The 15,867-nt window shown below is 75.0% G+C and carries 11 protein-coding genes; 7 read left to right on the forward strand and 4 right to left on the reverse strand.

Annotation, left to right across the window (positions count from 1 at the left end; translation table 11 throughout):
* A partial coding sequence (locus tag F8279_RS13020) for an LD-carboxypeptidase (RefSeq protein WP_151500075.1) occupies positions 1–841 on the reverse strand: 841 nt, incomplete at its 3' end.
* A gap of 113 nt (positions 842–954) precedes the next feature.
* Here F8279_RS13020 and F8279_RS13025 point away from each other — a divergent pair.
* Together F8279_RS13025 and F8279_RS13030 are read left to right on the forward strand one after the other, a co-directional pair.
* The gene (locus F8279_RS13025; RefSeq protein WP_151500054.1) at positions 955–1,722 is read left to right on the forward strand and encodes a type 1 glutamine amidotransferase; all 768 of its coding nucleotides are present in this window, start codon (positions 955–957) and stop codon (positions 1,720–1,722) included.
* A gap of 2 nt (positions 1,723–1,724) precedes the next feature.
* Entirely contained in the window at positions 1,725–4,748 is a 3,024-nt protein-coding gene (locus F8279_RS13030; RefSeq protein ID WP_151500055.1) for a bifunctional [glutamine synthetase] adenylyltransferase/[glutamine synthetase]-adenylyl-L-tyrosine phosphorylase, read from the forward strand.
* A gap of 113 nt (positions 4,749–4,861) precedes the next feature.
* On the opposite strand, the gene F8279_RS13035 is transcribed toward F8279_RS13030, so the two are convergent.
* Entirely contained in the window at positions 4,862–6,538 is a 1,677-nt protein-coding gene (locus tag F8279_RS13035; protein ID WP_151500056.1) for a hypothetical protein, read from the reverse strand.
* 45 nt (positions 6,539–6,583) lie between these two features.
* Between F8279_RS13035 and mptB (F8279_RS13040) the strand changes: the two genes are divergently transcribed.
* Both mptB (F8279_RS13040) and mptB (F8279_RS13045) read left to right on the forward strand, forming a co-directional pair.
* On the forward strand, positions 6,584–7,987 hold the full coding sequence (gene mptB / locus F8279_RS13040; protein ID WP_192580688.1) for a polyprenol phosphomannose-dependent alpha 1,6 mannosyltransferase MptB: 1,404 nt from the start codon (positions 6,584–6,586) through the stop codon (positions 7,985–7,987).
* Positions 7,988–7,998: 11 nt separating this feature from the next.
* Positions 7,999–9,486 (forward strand): polyprenol phosphomannose-dependent alpha 1,6 mannosyltransferase MptB, encoded by a 1,488-nt coding sequence (gene mptB / locus F8279_RS13045; protein WP_151500058.1) that lies wholly within the window; start codon positions 7,999–8,001, stop codon positions 9,484–9,486.
* A gap of 60 nt (positions 9,487–9,546) precedes the next feature.
* On the opposite strand, the gene glnA is transcribed toward mptB (F8279_RS13045), so the two are convergent.
* Entirely contained in the window at positions 9,547–10,971 is a 1,425-nt protein-coding gene (glnA, locus tag F8279_RS13050; RefSeq protein WP_013287749.1) for a type I glutamate--ammonia ligase, read from the reverse strand.
* Between the two features lie 129 nt (positions 10,972–11,100).
* Between glnA and F8279_RS13055 the strand changes: the two genes are divergently transcribed.
* Positions 11,101–11,556 (forward strand): RDD family protein, encoded by a 456-nt coding sequence (locus F8279_RS13055; RefSeq protein WP_091421189.1) that lies wholly within the window; start codon positions 11,101–11,103, stop codon positions 11,554–11,556.
* A gap of 61 nt (positions 11,557–11,617) precedes the next feature.
* Here the strand turns inward: F8279_RS13055 and F8279_RS13060 are convergent, their stop codons facing one another.
* Positions 11,618–12,307, reverse strand: coding sequence for a DUF4191 domain-containing protein (locus F8279_RS13060; protein ID WP_013287747.1), 690 nt, complete (start codon positions 12,305–12,307; stop codon positions 11,618–11,620).
* A gap of 216 nt (positions 12,308–12,523) precedes the next feature.
* On the opposite strand from F8279_RS13060, the gene F8279_RS30280 reads away from it, so the two are divergent.
* The gene (locus F8279_RS30280) at positions 12,524–12,694 is read left to right on the forward strand and encodes a hypothetical protein (protein WP_175438738.1); all 171 of its coding nucleotides are present in this window, start codon (positions 12,524–12,526) and stop codon (positions 12,692–12,694) included.
* 230 nt (positions 12,695–12,924) lie between these two features.
* Entirely contained in the window at positions 12,925–15,849 is a 2,925-nt protein-coding gene (locus tag F8279_RS13065) for an AAA family ATPase (RefSeq protein WP_225853255.1), read from the forward strand.
* Positions 15,850–15,867 lie beyond the last annotated feature (18 nt).

Below are 15,867 nucleotides of genomic sequence, written 5' to 3' on the forward strand. Positions count from 1 at the left end.
TGGTGGCGTCCAGGGTGGCGGGGGTGCCTACCGGGACGGTGAGCTGGCCGGGGCCGTGACCGACGGGCAGGCCGCCGAGGACCGGCACGCCGAGGTCGCCCAGGCGGTCGGTGAGCACGTCGACGACAGTGGTGTCCCAGCCGTCCGCGCACTCGGTGAACTGGCCGACCGCCACCCCGGCGATCCCGTCCAGCGCGCCGCAGCGGCGCAGGTGGGTGAGCATCCGGTCGATCTTGTACGGCGGCTCCTGCACCTCCTCGACCAGCAGGATCGCCCCGGTCAGGTCGGGCATGTCCGGCGTGCCGATCGACGCGGTGATCAGGCACAGGTTGCCGCCGAGCAGCCGGCCCTCGGCCCGCCCGGGCACCCGCACCGGGTACGTCTCCTCCGCCTCCACCGCCGTCACCGTCACCGGCTCGGTGCTGGTCAGCGCCGCGTGCAGCGACTCCGCCGAGCGGATCGGCGTGCGCTCGTCCCGCCAGGCGGCGCCCGGCCCGTGCACCCCGGCCAGCCGGGCGCCCCGCCACAGCGCGAACTGCAGCGCGGTGATGTCGGAGAACCCGGCCACCACCTTCGGATCCCGGCGTACCGCCGCCATGTCGATCAGGTCGACCACCCGCTGCGCGCCGTAGCCGCCCCGGGTGCAGATCACCCCGCGGATCTCCGGGTCGGCGAACGCCGCGTTCAGGTCCGCGGCCCGCAGCGCGTCGTCGCCGGCCAGGTACCCCCGCCGGGCGTACGCGTTCGGCGCGGGCACCGGCCGCAGCCTCCAGCCGGTGAGCAGCTCGATGCCGCGGGCCACCCGTTCGGGACGGGTCGGCCCGGACGGGGACACCAGCATCACCGCGTCGCCGGGACGCAGGGCCGGTGGGCGCAGGCAGTCGTCAGGCACGAGCGCGAGCCTAGGGCCTGCCGGACCGTGCCCTGTCGGCCGCACCGGTTAGCCTCGACGTCGTGGCGACCGCGCTGGTGATCGAGAACGACCCGACCGACGACCTCCGCCGCCTGGGGGAGTGGCTCACCGAAGGGGGCCTGGAGCTGCGCGTGCTGCGTCCGCACGCCGGCGATCCACTCCCCGCCGACCTGGAGGGCTACGCCGCACTCGTGGTGCTCGGCGGCGACCAGCAGGCGTACCCGCTGTCCGACGGCGCCCCCGGCGCTCCCTGGTTCCCGGCGCTGGAGGGGCTGCTGCGCAAGGCGGTCCGCCGGCGGGTGCCCACGCTGGCGATCTGCCTCGGCGCGCAACTGCTCGCCACCGCGCACGCCGGCCGGGTTGAGCGCAGCCCGTCCGGGCCGGAGATCGGCCCGGCGCTCGTGGGCCGGCGCGACGCCGCCGAGGACGATCCGCTGTTCCGGTACGTGCCACTGATGCCCGACGTGCTCCAGTGGCACGCCGACGAGATCACCGAACTGCCGCACGGCGCGACGCTGCTGGCCGCGTCCACCCGCTACCCGCACCAGGCGTTCCGCCTCGGTGACCGGGCCTGGGGCCTGCAGTTCCACATCGAGTGCGACACCGCGATGATCGCCGAGTGGTCCCGCGACTCGGCCGTGCTGGCCGAGCTGGACTACGACCCGGAGCTGGTGGTGGCCGCCTGCGACCGGGTGATGGCCGACGTCGAGGAGGCGTGGCAGCCGTTCGCGATCCGGTTCGCCGCGCTCGCGCTCGGCGAACTCGGCGACGACAACCCGCGCCGCAGCCTGCCGCTGCTCGGGGCCTGACGGTGACCCGGCCGGCCCGCGGGCGCCTGGCCCGCTACGGATTCGCCGAGGGCGACGGCGCCACCCGCGCCGCCGACCTGCTCGGCCCGGACGGGCTCGCCCTGTGGCGGCCCGACACCCAGGAGCCCGCCGACGAGAACGCCGCCGAGCTGCTCGCCGCGCTGTCCCGGGCCGCCGACCCGGACCTGGCCCTGCGCCAGCTGCACCGGCTGGTCGAGTCCGAGCGGCGCTCCGGCGACGAGGTGGCCGTACGCGACGCCCTGGCCGCCGACCCCGGACTGCGCCGCCGGCTGATCGCGGTGCTCGGCGCGTCCTCCGCGCTCGGCGACCACCTGGTCGCCAACCCCGGGCAGTGGGCGGTGCTGGCGACCGAGCCGGACGGGCTCGCCCCCACCGCGGACGGGCGGCTCGACCTGAGCGTCGCCGCCCGGCTCACCACGATGACCGGCGCGGTCCCGCTGCTGCGGCAGGCGTACCGGCTCGCGCTGCTGCGGATCGCGGCGGCCGACCTGACCGGCGGGCGCGGCCTGGAGCAGACCATGGCGGCGCTGTCCGGGCTGGCCGACGCCACGCTGGCCGCCGCCTACGACATCGCCGCCGACGAGCTGCCCGACGGCACGCCGCGTCCCCGGCTCGCGGTGGTGGCGATGGGCAAGTGCGGTGGCGACGAGCTGAACTACGTCTCCGACGTCGACGTCATCTTCGTCTCCGCGACCGACGACGACCTGCCCGCCGCGACGCAGGTCGCCACCCGGCTGATCCAGATCTGCGGGCTGGTGGCCTGGCCGGTCGACGCGGCGTTGCGTCCCGAGGGCAACCGGGGGCCGCTGGTCCGCACGCTCGCCAGCCACCTCGCCTACTACAAGCGCTGGGCCCGCACCTGGGAGTTCCAGGCGCTGCTCAAGGCCCGCCCGGCGGCCGGCGACCTGGAGCTGGCCAAGGAGTGGATCGACGCGCTGGCCCCACTCGTGTGGACCGCCGCCGAACGCCCCGAGGCGGTCGAGGACGTCCGGTCCATGCGCCGCAAGATCCTCGACAACGTGCCGCCGAAGGAGCTGGAACGCGAGATCAAGCGCGGTCCGGGCGGGCTGCGCGACATCGAGTTCGCCGTCCAGCTGCTCCAGCTCGTGCACGGCCGGGGTGACGAGGCGCTGCGGGTGCCCGGCACCGTACCGGCGCTGCGCGCGCTCGTCGCCGGCGGCTACGTCGGCCGCGCCGACGGGGAGGCGCTGCTGCGCGGCTACCGCTTCCTGCGCGCCGTCGAGCACCGGCTCCAGCTCCAGGCCCTGCGCCGCACCCACACCGTGCCGACCGAACCGGCCGCGCTGCGCTGGCTCGCCGCCGCGCTCGGCTACGCGGCCACGCCGGGCCGCAGCGCCGTCGAGGAGTTCCGCGCCGAGTGGGTCACCCACGCCACCGAGGTACGCCGGCTGCACGCCAAGCTGCTCTACCGGCCGCTGCTGGAATCCGTGGCCCGGGTGCCGGCCGAAGGGCTGCGCCTCACGCCCGAGGCGGCCCGGCACCGGCTGGAGGTGCTCGGCTTCGCCGACCCGGCCGGCGCGCTGCGACACCTCCAGGCGCTCACCGGCGGGGTCAGCCGCACCGCCGCCATCCAGCGCACGCTGCTGCCGGTGCTGCTCGACGAGTTCGCCGACGCCCCCGAGCCGGACCGCGGTCTGCTCAACTACCGGCAGGTCTCCGACAAGCTCGGCAGCACCCCCTGGTACCTGCGCCTGCTACGTGACTCCGGCCCGGTCGCGCGCAGGCTGGCCCGGGTGCTGTCCTCGTCCCGGTACGCGGCCGACATGCTGGCCCGCGAACCGGAGGCGCTGCGGCTGCTCGCCGAGGACAGCGAACTGACCCCGCGTCCACGGGAGACGCTTGTCGAAGGCTTCGCCGCCGCTGCCGCCCGCCACGACGACCCGGTCGAGGCGATCCGGGCGGTCCGCGCGCTGCGCCGCCGGGAACTGGTCCGGATCGCCGCCGCCGACGTGCTCAGCCGCGCCGGTTCGCTCGCCCCGCTCACCCCCCGCCCGGTCGGCGGCGGGGAACGCCGGCCCACGGTGGTGGACGTGACGGCAGTCGGCACCGCGTTGTCGCACGTCGCCGACGCCACGCTGGCCGCCGCGCTGCGCGCCGCCCGTACCGTCCACCCCGGACCGCCCGGCCTGCGCTTCGCGGTGATCGGCATGGGGCGGCTCGGCGGGTACGAGTCGAACTACCTCTCCGACGCCGACGTGCTGTTCGTCTACGACCCGCCGCCCGGGGTGGAGGAGGGCGCGGCGAGCGCTGCCGCACAGGCGATCGCCGAGGAGTTGCGTCGGCTGCTGTCCGCGCCCGCCCCCGATCCGCCGCTGGGCGTCGACGCCGACCTGCGCCCCGAGGGCCGGCAGGGCCCGCTGGTCCGCAGCCTCGCCGCGTACGCCCAGTACTACGCGCGCTGGTCGCGGGTGTGGGAGGCGCAGGCGCTGCTGCGGGCGCGGTTCGTCTGCGGCGACGCCGACCTGGGCGCCGAGTTCGAGGCCATGATCGAGCCGGTGCGCTACCCGGCCGAAGGGCTGAGCCGCGAGCAGGTGGTCGAGATCCGCCGGATCAAGGCGCGGGTGGAGACCGAGCGGCTGCCCCGCGGCGCCGACCCGGCGACCCACACCAAGCTGGGCCGTGGCGGTCTCGCCGACGTCGAGTGGGCGGTGCAGTTGCTCCAGCTCCGGTACGCCGGTCAGGTGCCCGCGCTGCGCGGCACCCGTACGCTCGACGCCCTCGCCGCCGCCCGCGACGCCGGTCTGCTCGACCCCTCCGACGCTGCCGAGCTGGCCGCCGGCTGGACGCTCGCCGCCGAGGTGCGTGACGCGCTGATGCTGGTACGCGGCCGGGCCGGGGACCAGTTGCCCCGGCACGGGGTGGAGCTGGCCGGTGTGGTGCGGCTGCTGGGGCGCGAGGACCAGGGCGAGTTCCTCGACGAGTACCTGCGCACCGGCCGCCACTCCCGCACAGTCGTCCAGCGAATCCTGGAGTCCCCCCTCTAGCCCCCGCCGCCCCTCGGCGTCGATCTTGCACTTGTGGTCCCGACGAAAGGGGCATCTCCGGCTCCCGAGGGGCCGCAACTGCAAGATCGACGGGGATCACGGGGGCGGGTGGGTCAGCTTGTGAGGGTGTAGGTGCCCTCCCGGGGGACCGTTACGGTGGTCCACTTGCCGTCTCGGGTGACTTCGGCGCCGCCGTTGGCGGTGAGCCAGCGGTCGTGGCGTACCCGGATCGGGATCGGGCCGGCGGCGGGGGCGCGGAACGTGATCGAGGCGCCGTCCTGACGGACCAGCTCACCCGGGGCGCCGACGAGCGGGGTGGGCTCCGCCACCGCGTACAGCTTCCAGCGCCGGTCCGACCACACCTCGGTCAGGTACGGCTGGCCCATCTCCACCAGCTTCGCCTCCGACGATCCCACCCAGGAGAACTCGGCGTCGGGCACCGCCACGTACTGCACCGCGTTGTCGGCCAGCCAGTCCCGGTAGGTGATCGGGGTCAGCGGGACGCCGGTGCCGTCCGCGCCGGGCACAGTGGTGAAGAACAGCGCGTTGCGGTCGATGTCGGCCTGCCGCAGCCAGCCCCGGGCCAGCGGTACGTCCCCCATGTGGGCCGCCTCCCAGTAGTTGCGGGTCGGCGGCACCTCCACCCGCCCGGTGAGCCCGCGCCGGGCCAGTTCCACGCGCAGCGGCGTGAAGTACGCCGGGTCGGCCGTCGGATCGTCGGCGCTGCGCAGGTCGGCGGTGACCACCGGCGGCTGCCACCAGCAGACCACCGCCAGCAGAGCGGCCAGCCCGACCGCGCCGACGACCCGGGAGCGCCTACCGGTGGCGCGGAGCCGATCCGAGAGCGGAGCGGGGAGCGTCGCGGCGGCGGCCAGCACCGGCAGCGCGAACATCACCACCAGGCGGGTGGCGTTCAGGCCGACCGGCGTGTGCAGCAGCGCCGACGCGAGCACCCCGGCCGCGGACAGCAGCGCCCCCACCCGCACCGGCCGGTACGCCACGAGCGCCGCCACCACCAGGCCCGTCACCACGGCGTGCACGGTGTCGGCCGTGCTGATGTTCATCCAGCCGCCCTCGCCGAACAACAGCCCGGTCACGGCGAGCGGCGCGGCGGCCGGTACGGCGAGCAGCAGGCCGTCGGCGTACCGGCGGGTCAGCAGCAGCGCGACGCCGGCGAGCCCGACGAAAAGCCCGGCCACCGGGCTGGCCGCCGAAGCGAGCAGCGCGGCGGCACCGGCGGCGACGGCCGCCCAGACGCTCCGGCCACGACCGGGAGCGCCGGGCCCGACCGGCCCGGCACCGGCAACGCCGGGATCGGCCGGCTCGCCGGCGGCATCAGCGTCGGCGGCGAGGCGTGTGCGGCGGGCGGGGATCGTGAGCGCGAGCAGCGCGGCCAAGCCGAACGCGACGCCGAGGGCGTAGGTGACCCGGCCGGAGACCAGGTTGCCGGCGATCGTGACGACGCCCACCAGGCTGCCCAGCAGCGGGCGGGGCACCCGGGTCCGCACCAGCAGGGCGGCGAACGCGGTGGCGGAGGCGAGCAGGGCGAGCGCGCCGGTGACGCGTACCCCGAGCAGCGCCATCAGCGGCGGCGAGACGAGGCTGTAGCCCCACGGGTGCACGCCGCCGTACCAGCGCAGGTCGACCAGGGCGGCCCCGTGCTCGGCGAAGAAGCCGGCGCGGGCGACCTGCGCGGACAGATCCGAGCCGGTCGCCGGCAGGGTGAGGTAGAGCACGGCGAGGACGAGCGCCGACACGGCGGAGACCGCCACCACCCGACCGCCCCGCATGCCCACCTCCTGATCGCGAACCACCGTACTGGCAGCATGTCGGACGTGCCTCACCACCTCTCGCGCTGGATCGGCCTGGCGGGTTCGGTGCTGCTCGCCGTGGCCGCGTTCCTCGGTGGCGCCCTGCCCGACGGCGAGTTGCGTCCCACCCCGGTCAGCATCTGGCAGGGGCCGGACGGGCCGCTGATCATCGGGTTGTGGCTGGTCGGCACCGCGCTGCTGGCGTGGGCCTGGTGGTCGCTGCGGGACCGGGTGCCGTCGTCCCGCTGGGTGCTGGTCACAGTCGCGCTCTGGCTGCTGCCGATGCTGGTCGCGCCGCCGCTGGGCAGCCGCGACGTGTACGCGTACGCCTGCCAGGGCGCCAGCTTCTCGGGCGGGATCAACCCCTACGAGCAGGGCGTGTCAGCGCTGCCCTGCCCCTGGCTGGACACCATCTCCTACATCTGGCGGGACACGCCGGCGCCGTACGGGCCGCTGTTCGTGCTGCTCGCCGGCGCGGTGGTGGAGGCGACCGGCTCGCTGCTCGCCGCCGTCGCGCTGTTCCGGGTGCTCGCCGTGGCCGGGGTGGCGCTCACCGCGTGGGCGCTGCCGGTGCTGGCCCGTCGCTGCGGGGTGCCCCCGCGGCGGGCGCTCTGGCTGGCGCTGGCGAGCCCGCTGGTGCCCGTGCACCTGGTCTCCGGCGCGCACAACGACGCGCTGATGATCGGCTTACTGGTCGCCGGGCTGGCGGTGGTGGCGGCCCGTCCGGGGCGGCCCGGACCACTGCTCGCCGGTGGGGCGCTGCTCGGACTCGCCGCCGCCGTCAAGGTCACCGCGCTGGTCGTGATGCCGTTCGCCGCGCTGGCCGCGATCGTCGGGGCGTACCGGATCAGGACGCTGGTGCGCGACGGGGGGTGGGTCGTCGGCGGCTCGCTCGCGGCGCTCGCCGCGGTGACGGTCGCCTCCGGCCTGGGGCTGGGGTTCATCAGCGGGCTGGAACAGGGCGGGCTGGTGGTGGCCTGGACCTCGCCGCCGACGGCGGTGGGGCAGACCGTCGGCTACCTGCTGGCGCCGTTCGGCGTGCACGTCGACGCGCTGCCGGTGACCCGGGCGATCGGCATGGTCGTGCTGATCGCCGTGCTGATCTGGCTCTGGTTCCGGTCGTTCCGTCGCGGTGAGCCGTTCTGGCACGCCGGGCTGGCGCTGACCGCCACCGTCGCGCTCTCCCCGCTGTTCCACCCCTGGTACTGGCTGTGGCCGCTCGCGGTGCTCGCCGCCACCGCACGCCGCACGCTGTGGTTCTCGATCGTCACGGTGGTGTCGTCGTTCCTGGTGCTGGCCGACGGAACCGGGCTGGCCCGGTACTCCAAGATGCCCGGTGCGCCGCTGATGACCCTGTTCGTGATCGGGCTGGTCGTGTGGTTGGTACGGTCGGCTCGCAAGGGCCGGCAGCCGGTTCCCGTGGACTGAGGAGTGTGCCGGTGAGCGAGCCCGACGGACCCGTCCGGCCGATCGCCGCCGGTCTCGCCCGCTACACCGGCCTCGCCGGGGCCGTGCTGCTCACCGTCGCCGGATGGCTCGGCGGCGCGCTGCCCGGCACGCCCCCGCGCGGCACGCTCGCCACGATCTGGCACGCACCGTACGGGCCGGTGACGCTTGCCTGCTGGCTGGCCGGGACGCTGCTGCTGGTGGGCGCCTGGTGGTCGCTGCGGTGGGGCGCCCCGTCCGGCCGGTGGGCCTACCTGACCGCCGGGCTCTGGTCGCTGCCGCTGCTCGCCGCGCCGCCGATCGGCAGCCGCGACGTCTACTCGTACGCCTGCCAGGGCTGGACCTGGACGCAGGGGCTCAGCCCGTACCGGGTGGGGGTCGCGGCGGCCGGCTGCCCGTGGACCGACTCGGTGTCGCCGATCTGGCGGGACACCCCCGCGCCTTACGGACCGTTCTTCGTGCTGCTGGCCGGGCTCGCAGTCCTCGCCGGTGGCGGCCTGATCGGGACGATCGTGGCGCTGCGGCTGGTCGCGGTGGCCGGCGTGCTCCTGACCGCGCTCTGCCTGCCCGGTCTGGCCCGTGCCGCCGGGGTGCCCACCCGCCGGGCCGCCTGGCTGGTGCTCGCCTGCCCGCTGGTCGGCGTACACCTGGTGGCGGGCGCGCACAACGACGCGCTCGCGCTCGGGCTGCTCCTGCTCGGCCTGCTGGTGCTGGTCCGCCTGCCGGGCAAGCCGCGCGCGCTGCTGGTGGCCGGGGTGCTGCTGGGCCTGGCCGTGGCGGTGAAGGCGGTCGCGGTCGTGGCGCTGCCGTTCGCGGCGCTCGCCGCCGTGCTCGGCCGCTACACCTGGCGGGCGCTGCTGCGCGACGGCGGGCAGCTGGCCGCGTCGGTGCTCGGCACGCTGCTCCTCGTGTCGCTCGCCACCGGCCTCGGGCTGGGCTGGGTCGGAGGGCTCGGCCACAGCGGCGACTCGCAGCAGTGGACCTCCCCGCCGACCGCGATCGGGTTCGTCGTCGACTACGCCGGTGAGCTGGCCGGGCAGCGGCCGGCGGCGGTACCGGTGGTCCGGGCGGTCGCGCTGGTGCTGCTGGCCGGGACGCTCGTCGCGCTCTGGTGGTGGGCGTGGACGACGCTGCGCCGGCTCAACGACACCCGGCAGCGGGTGGCCCGGCTGACGTCGGCCCGGCCCCGGGTGGCGCTGCTCGGCGCGGGCCTGGCGCTCGCCGCCACAGTGCTGCTCGCCCCGGTCTTCCACCCCTGGTACGCGATCTGGCCGCTGACAGTGCTCGCGGTCGCGGCGGTGCCGCTGGCCCGGCAGGTCTGGTTCGTGGCCCCCTGCGCGGTGGCCTCGCTGCTCACGCTGCCGGACGGATCCAACCTGGCCCGGTTCAGCAAGGCGCCGGGCGCGGTGCTGATGACGGTGCTGGTGGTGGTCGTCGCGATCGTCGGTGTCCGGGCCGCGTTGCGTCGCCGCACTGCGTGAAACGGCCGGGGCCGGCTCCGCTATCGCGGAGCCGGCCCCGGCCGGTGCTGACGTACGTGCTCAGCAGTCGAAGTACATCGCGAACTCGTGCGGGGTCGGGCGCAGACGCACCGGGTCGACCTCGTTGGCCCGCTTCCAGTCGACCCAGGTGGAGATCAGGTCGGGCGTGAACACGCCGCCGTCGAGCAGGTAGTCGTGGTCGGCCTCCAGCGCGTTGAGCACCTCCGGCAGCGAACCCGGAACCTGCTTGACGTCGCCCCACTCCTCCGGCGGGAGGTCGTAGAGGTCCTTGTCGATCGGCGCCGGCGGCTCGATCTTGTTCTTGATGCCGTCCAGGCCGGCCATCATCATGGCCGAGAACGCCAGGTACGGGTTGCTCGACGGGTCCGGCACCCGGAACTCGACGCGCTTGGCCTTCGGGTTGCTGCCGGTGACCGGGATGCGGGTGCAGGCGGAGCGGTTGCGCTGCGAGTAGACCAGGTTCACCGGGGCCTCGAAGCCCGGCACCAGACGACGGTAGGAGTTCACCGTCGGGTTGGTGAAGGCGAGCAGCGACGGGGCGTGGTGCAGCAGGCCGCCGATGTACCAGCGGGCGGTGTCGGACAGCCCGGCGTAGCCGGTCTCGTCGTAGAACAGCGGCTCGCCGCCACGCCACAGGCTCTGGTGGGTGTGCATGCCGGAACCGTTGTCACCGAACAGCGGCTTGGGCATGAACGTGGCGGTCTTGCCGGCGGCCCAGGTCTCGTTCTTGACGATGTACTTGAACAGCTGGAGCTGGTCGGCGGCGTGCAGCAGCGTCGAGAACTTGTAGTTGATCTCCGACTGGCCGGCGGTGCCGACCTCGTGGTGCGAGCGCTCGACGGTGAAGCCGCCGTCGACGAGGCGCCGCACGATCCGGTCGCGCAGGTCGGCGTAGTGGTCCACCGGCGGCACCGGGAAGTAGCCGCCCTTGTAGGCGGTCTTGTAACCGCGGTTGCCGCCCTCCTCGATCCGGCCGCTGTTCCAGGCGCCCTCGATCGAGTCGATGTAGTAGAACGACTGGTGCGCCGACGTCTCGTGGCGGATGGAGTCGAAGATGTAGAACTCCGCCTCCGCGCCGAAGTACGCGGTGTCCGCGATGCCGCTGGCGGCGAGGTACGCCTCGGCCTTCTTCGCGACGTTGCGCGGGTCGCGGGAGTAGGCCTCGCGGGTGAACGGGTCGTGGATGAAGAAGTTCAGCGCGAGCGTCTTCTGGGCCCGGAACGGGTCGATGAAGGCGGTGGCGACGTCCGGCAGCAGGAGCATGTCGGACTCGTGGATGGCCTGGAAGCCGCGGATCGAGGATCCGTCGAAGGCGAGGCCGTCGGTGAAGACGCTGTCGTCGAACGACTCGACCGGCAGGTTGAAGTGCTGCATCACGCCGGGCAGGTCACAGAAACGTACGTCGACGAACTTCACGTCCTCGTTGGCGAGGTATCGCAGGAGTTCCTCGGAATTGGCGAACACACGTCCTCCTGGCAGGTCCACTCCGGTAGCTGGCTACTGGCGACGCTATGGCCGGGGGGTTGCCCGGCCGTGTCTCGTCTGTTTCCGCCGTGTTACGTCGCTTGCGGAGCGTCATCCCGGCACGCTCTGATGCTGAATGTCGTATTTTTCGTCAGGGGTCGCGGCGGCGCTACCCTGGCCGCTGTGACCGATACCGCCGCCACACCGGTGCCGCCCGCCACCGACCCCGCCTTCACCCCGCCCAGTCTCGGCCGCCGCTTCGGCGCCCTGATCATCGACTGGGTGCTGTGCCTGATGGTCGCCCGGGCCTTCTCCGACCCGGTCCGCGACGGCTGGCCGCCGGTCCTGGTGCTGATCCTGGAGTACGGCTTCTTCATCGGCCTGTTCGCCCAGACCCCCGGCATGTACCTGACCCGGCTGCGCTGCGTGTCCTGGGCCGACGGCGGCCGGATCGGGCTGCTCCGGGGCCTGCTGCGCGGCCTCCTGCTGGCCCTCGTGGTGCCGGCCCTGCTGATGGACGAGCATCGGCGCGGCCTGCACGACCGGCTCTCCGGGTCGGTCGTCACCGACGCCCCGCGCCGCTGACCCGCACGAAGAAGGAGCCGGCCCCGCACGGGAACCGGCTCCTTCTCGCGTACGCCGAAGGTCAGCGACCCCGGGTCTGCCGGAACGCGCCGCGCGCCGGCCGCATGTTCTTCGGGATCGCGCCCTTGGGCATCTGCGGCCGCGCGGTGAGCGCCTTGAGCCGCTTGTCGAGCGCGTTGACGTCCTTCGGGGACAGGGCGCGGGGCAGCCGCATCAACGTCATCCGCAGCTTGCGGACCGGCAGCTCACCCTCGCCCTGCCCGATCACGTAGTCGTGCAGCGGAGCGGTGCCGATCACCTTCGCCAGGCGGCGCTTCTCCTGGCCGAGCAGGCCGCGTACGCGCTGCGGGTTGCCCTCGGCCAGCAGGATCACGCCCTGCCGGCCCACCACCAGGTGCACCATGTCCATCTGGGTGGTGGAGCTGACCGCCGGGGTGACCCGCCAGTCGCCGCGCATGCTCTCCATGATCTGCGCCGCCGCGCCCGGCTGCCCCTCGGCGGCGTTCATCATCGCCTTGTTGGAGCGCAGGTTGAGCACGATCAGCACGGCGAGCAGGGCGAGCAGGATGCCGATCGGCAGCCAGATCCAGCCCCAGGCGATCACCGCGACCACGGTGAGCGCGAGCGGGATCAGCACCGCCGCCGCGGTCAGCGGCGCGAACCACTTGTCCTGCTTGGCGGTGAACCGGAACACCATCCCGATCTGCTTCAGCCGCTGGCCGAACGAGACCTTCTCCTGGGGCTTTGCCATACCGCAGAGTCTAGTGGTCGGCGCACATCACGTTGATCCGTGGCCGCCTCTTCCGCCGAGGGCTGAGTACCTTACGGCCGCGCCGCCCCGAACCGGCCCGCCGGTAAGGAGGCCGGACGGGCGAAGATCAGGCGGCGTACCCATGCCCCGGGGGCACCTTCGCTTGGAGAGTCGATCTCGACAGGGAACGACACCGCACGACAAGGGAGATCCGAGATGTTCGGTAACGACGCTGACTTCATCCTCAGCATCCACCGCAGCCACGCCGCCGAGTTGCAGGCCGACGCCGCACAGGACCGGCTCGCCCGGTCGCTGCCACGCCGGCACCCGCGCGGCTGGCTCAGCCGCCGGCAGCACAGCGCCCGCACCACCGACGCCCGCCGGTGACCGCACCGGCGGCCGTCGCCGGACTCGCCGGTGCGGCCGGTGCCGGGTTCGTTGGCACAGCCGGTGCCCTGGGGGGACTCGCCGGTCCGGCCGTCCCCGGGATCGTGGGCGCGGCCGGTGCCGCAGGGGAACTCGCCGGTCCGGCCGTCACGGGGGCGGCCGGACCGGCGGCAACGCGCCGCCCGATCGGCCCGGTCGGGCCGTCGGGGGCGCGTGGCATGCTCGACGGCGTGACCGTACGCGCCGCCAGCACCGTCCTCGTCGGCCGCCGGACCGAGCTGACCGCACTCGGCGACGCGCTGACCCGGTCCCGGTCCGGCGAGCCGGCGACGGTGCTCGTCGGCGGCGAGGCGGGTGTCGGCAAGACCCGGCTGCTGGAGGAGTTCGGCACGCAGGTGGACGCCGCCGGCGCGCGCCTGCTCGTCGGCCAGTGCCTGGAGCTGGGCGAGGCCGGCCTGCCGTTCGCCCCGTTCGCCGCCGCGCTGCGCGACGTGCTGCGCCACGACGGGCCGGCCGCCTTCGCCGGCTACGAGGCGGAGTTCGCCCGGCTGCTGCCGGAACTGGCCCGGATGCCGGCAGGCGTCGCCGCGCCCGCCGGGCCGGCCCTCGCCGACACCCCGCGCGGCTACCTGTTCGACCTGGTCGCCGACCTGTTCCGGCGGATCGCCGAGGAACGCCCGCTGGTGCTGGTGATCGAGGACCTGCACTGGGCCGACCGGTCCACCCGCGATCTGATCGGCTTCCTGGTGCGGGCCGCCCGCGCCACCCGCCTGCTCGTGGTCTGCACGTACCGCACCGACGAGCTGCACCGCGGGCACCCGCTGCGGCCGTTCCTCGCCGAGCTGGACCGGGTCCGCGGCGTGGACCGGATCGAGCTGGGCCGCCTCGACCGCGACGGCACCGCCGCCGTGCTGGCCGACCTCCTCGGCGCCGAGCAGTTCGCCCGGACCGTCGACGACGTGCACGAACGCACCCAGGGCAATCCGTTCTTCATCGAGGAGCTGGCCGCCGCCGGTGGCCCGGTCGGCTGCGCGACCATCCCGGAGACGCTGCGCGACCTGCTGCTGGCCCGCGTCGACCGGCTGCCCGAGCCGGCCCAGCGGGTGCTGCGGATCGCCGCCGCCGGGGGCACCCGCTTCGCCCATCAGCTCCTCGCCGAGGTGGCCGGCCTGCCCGAGGCCGAACTGGAGGACGCGCTGCGCGCCGCCGTCGCCGGGCAGCTCGTGGTGGCCGACCCGGACGGCGACTACGAGTTCCGGCACGCGCTGGTCCGCGAGGCCGTGCACGACGACCTGCTGCCCGGCGAGCACGCGCGGCTGCACGCCCGGTACGCCGCCGCGATCGAGGCCCAACCCCACCTGGTCGCCGCCGGTCGCGCGCCGGCCGAGATCGCCCACCACTGGTACGCGGCGCACGACCACCCGCGCGCGCTCACCACGGCCCGGGTTGCCGCCGAGGCGGCGGCCGAACGGTACGCGTACGCCGAGCAGAGCCGCCTGCTGGAGCGCGTCCTCGAACTGTGGGAGCAGGTGCCCGACGCCGCCGACCGGCTCGGCATGGACCACCTGCGGGTGCTGGAGGACACGCTCACCGCCGCGGTCACCGCCGGTGACCTCAGCCGGGCGCTCACGCTCACCCGGGCCGCGCTGGCCGAGGTCGACCCCGGCGCCGAGCCGCTGCGCGCCGCCCGCCTGCTCGACCATCGCGGCCGGCTGTTCGCGCTGCTCGGCAAGAGCGACGGCGCGGCCGAGCTGCGCGAGGCGTACCGGCTGGCGGCCGGCGCCCCCGACGGCCCGGAACGGTTCGCCGTGCTGGCCGACATCGCGTCGCACCTGATGAAGGTCGACCCGCGTGAGGCCGCCTCGGTCGCCGCCGAAGCCGCGGCCGGCGCGTCCGAGGTCGGCACCGACCTGGTGCTGCTGCCCACCCGGATCGCCCTGCTGCACCGCCTCGACGGCACCCCGGAGCGCGGGCTGGCCGAGCTGCGCGGGGTCGAGGCGCGGGCCCGCGCCGCCGGTGACTCGTGGGCCCTGGTCAGCGCGCTGGTGTTCATCTCCGACGTGCTCTACGAACTGGGCCGCTACGACGAGTCCGAACAGGCAGCCGCGGCCGGGGTGAGCGAGGCGCGCCGGGTCGGCATCAGCCGCTCGATCGGGGCGTACCTGCTGTCGAACCGGGCCGAGGCGCTGATCGCGCTGGGCCGCTGGGACGAGGCGGACGCCACCTGCGCCGAGGCGGCCCGGATCGACCCGCCCGGCGTGTCCGGGCTGCACTGGCTGCAACTGCGCGCCGGGCTCCACCTGGCCCGCGCCCACCCCGGCGCCGACGAGGTCGTCGGGCGGGCGCTGGCGTTCCTCAGCCGGCCCTACCTCTGGCCGAACCACCGGCTGCCGCTGCACGAGCTGCGCGTGGAGGCCGCGCTCGCCGCCGACGACAAGCTGGAGGCGGTACGCGCGGCGCGCGCCGCCCTGGCCGACGCGCACCTGGCCGACCTGCCGCGCGAGGGCTGGCCGGTGCTGAACGCGCTGGCGCGTACCGCCGCGACGACCGGGGACGCGACGCTGGCCGCCGAGGTGTCGGCGGTTGCCGCCGCGCTGCCCGCCCGGTACCCGGCGGAGCGCGCCCACGCGGCGCACGTCACCGCCGTCCTGACCGGGCTCGGGCCCGCCGGTCCCGCCGAGGCGCTCGCCGGGTGGCGGGAGGCCGTGGCGGCGTGGCGGGCAGCCGGGCAGCCGTACCCGCTGGGCCGGGCGCTGCTCGGGCTGGCCGAGGCGGCCGCCGCGGCGGGCGAGCGGGACGAGGTCGCCGCCGCGGTACGCGAGACGGCCGAGCTGGCCGCTCGGCTGGGCGCCACCCGGCTGGGCGAGCAGGCGGCGACGCTGGCCCGCCGGGTCGGGCTGCGGGGCACCGGGCGACCCGGGCCGGACCTGCTGACCAGCCGGGAGCAGGAGGTGTTGCGGCTGGTCGCCGAGGGGCACAGCAACAGCCGGATCGCCGAGCGGCTGTTCATCTCGCCGAAGACGGCGAGCGTGCACGTGTCCCGGATCATCGCCAAGCTCGACGTGACCAACCGGGTGGAGGCCGCCGCGCTGGCCCACCGCCTCGGCCTGCTCGACGCTTCGCCGCCCGCCCCGGCACAGCGCCGCGCCCGGTAGCTCGCCGCGCCGCGTCTG

Source organism: Micromonospora sp. AMSO1212t, assembly GCF_008868145.1.
GTDB classification, from domain to species: Bacteria; Actinomycetota; Actinomycetes; order Mycobacteriales; family Micromonosporaceae; genus Micromonospora; species Micromonospora tulbaghiae.

Excerpts from the sequence above, each read along its gene's own strand:
- F8279_RS13035 (WP_151500056.1), bottom strand. The coding sequence starts at position 6,538 with ATGCGGGGCGGTCGGGTGGTGGCGGTCTCCGCCGTGTCGGCGCTCGTC.
- F8279_RS30280 (WP_175438738.1), top strand. The coding sequence starts at position 12,524 with ATGTTCGGTAACGACGCTGACTTCATCCTCAGCATCCACCGCAGCCAC.
- F8279_RS13060 (WP_013287747.1), bottom strand. The coding sequence starts at position 12,307 with ATGGCAAAGCCCCAGGAGAAGGTCTCGTTCGGCCAGCGGCTGAAGCAG.
- F8279_RS13055 (WP_091421189.1), top strand. The coding sequence starts at position 11,101 with ATGCTGAATGTCGTATTTTTCGTCAGGGGTCGCGGCGGCGCTACCCTG.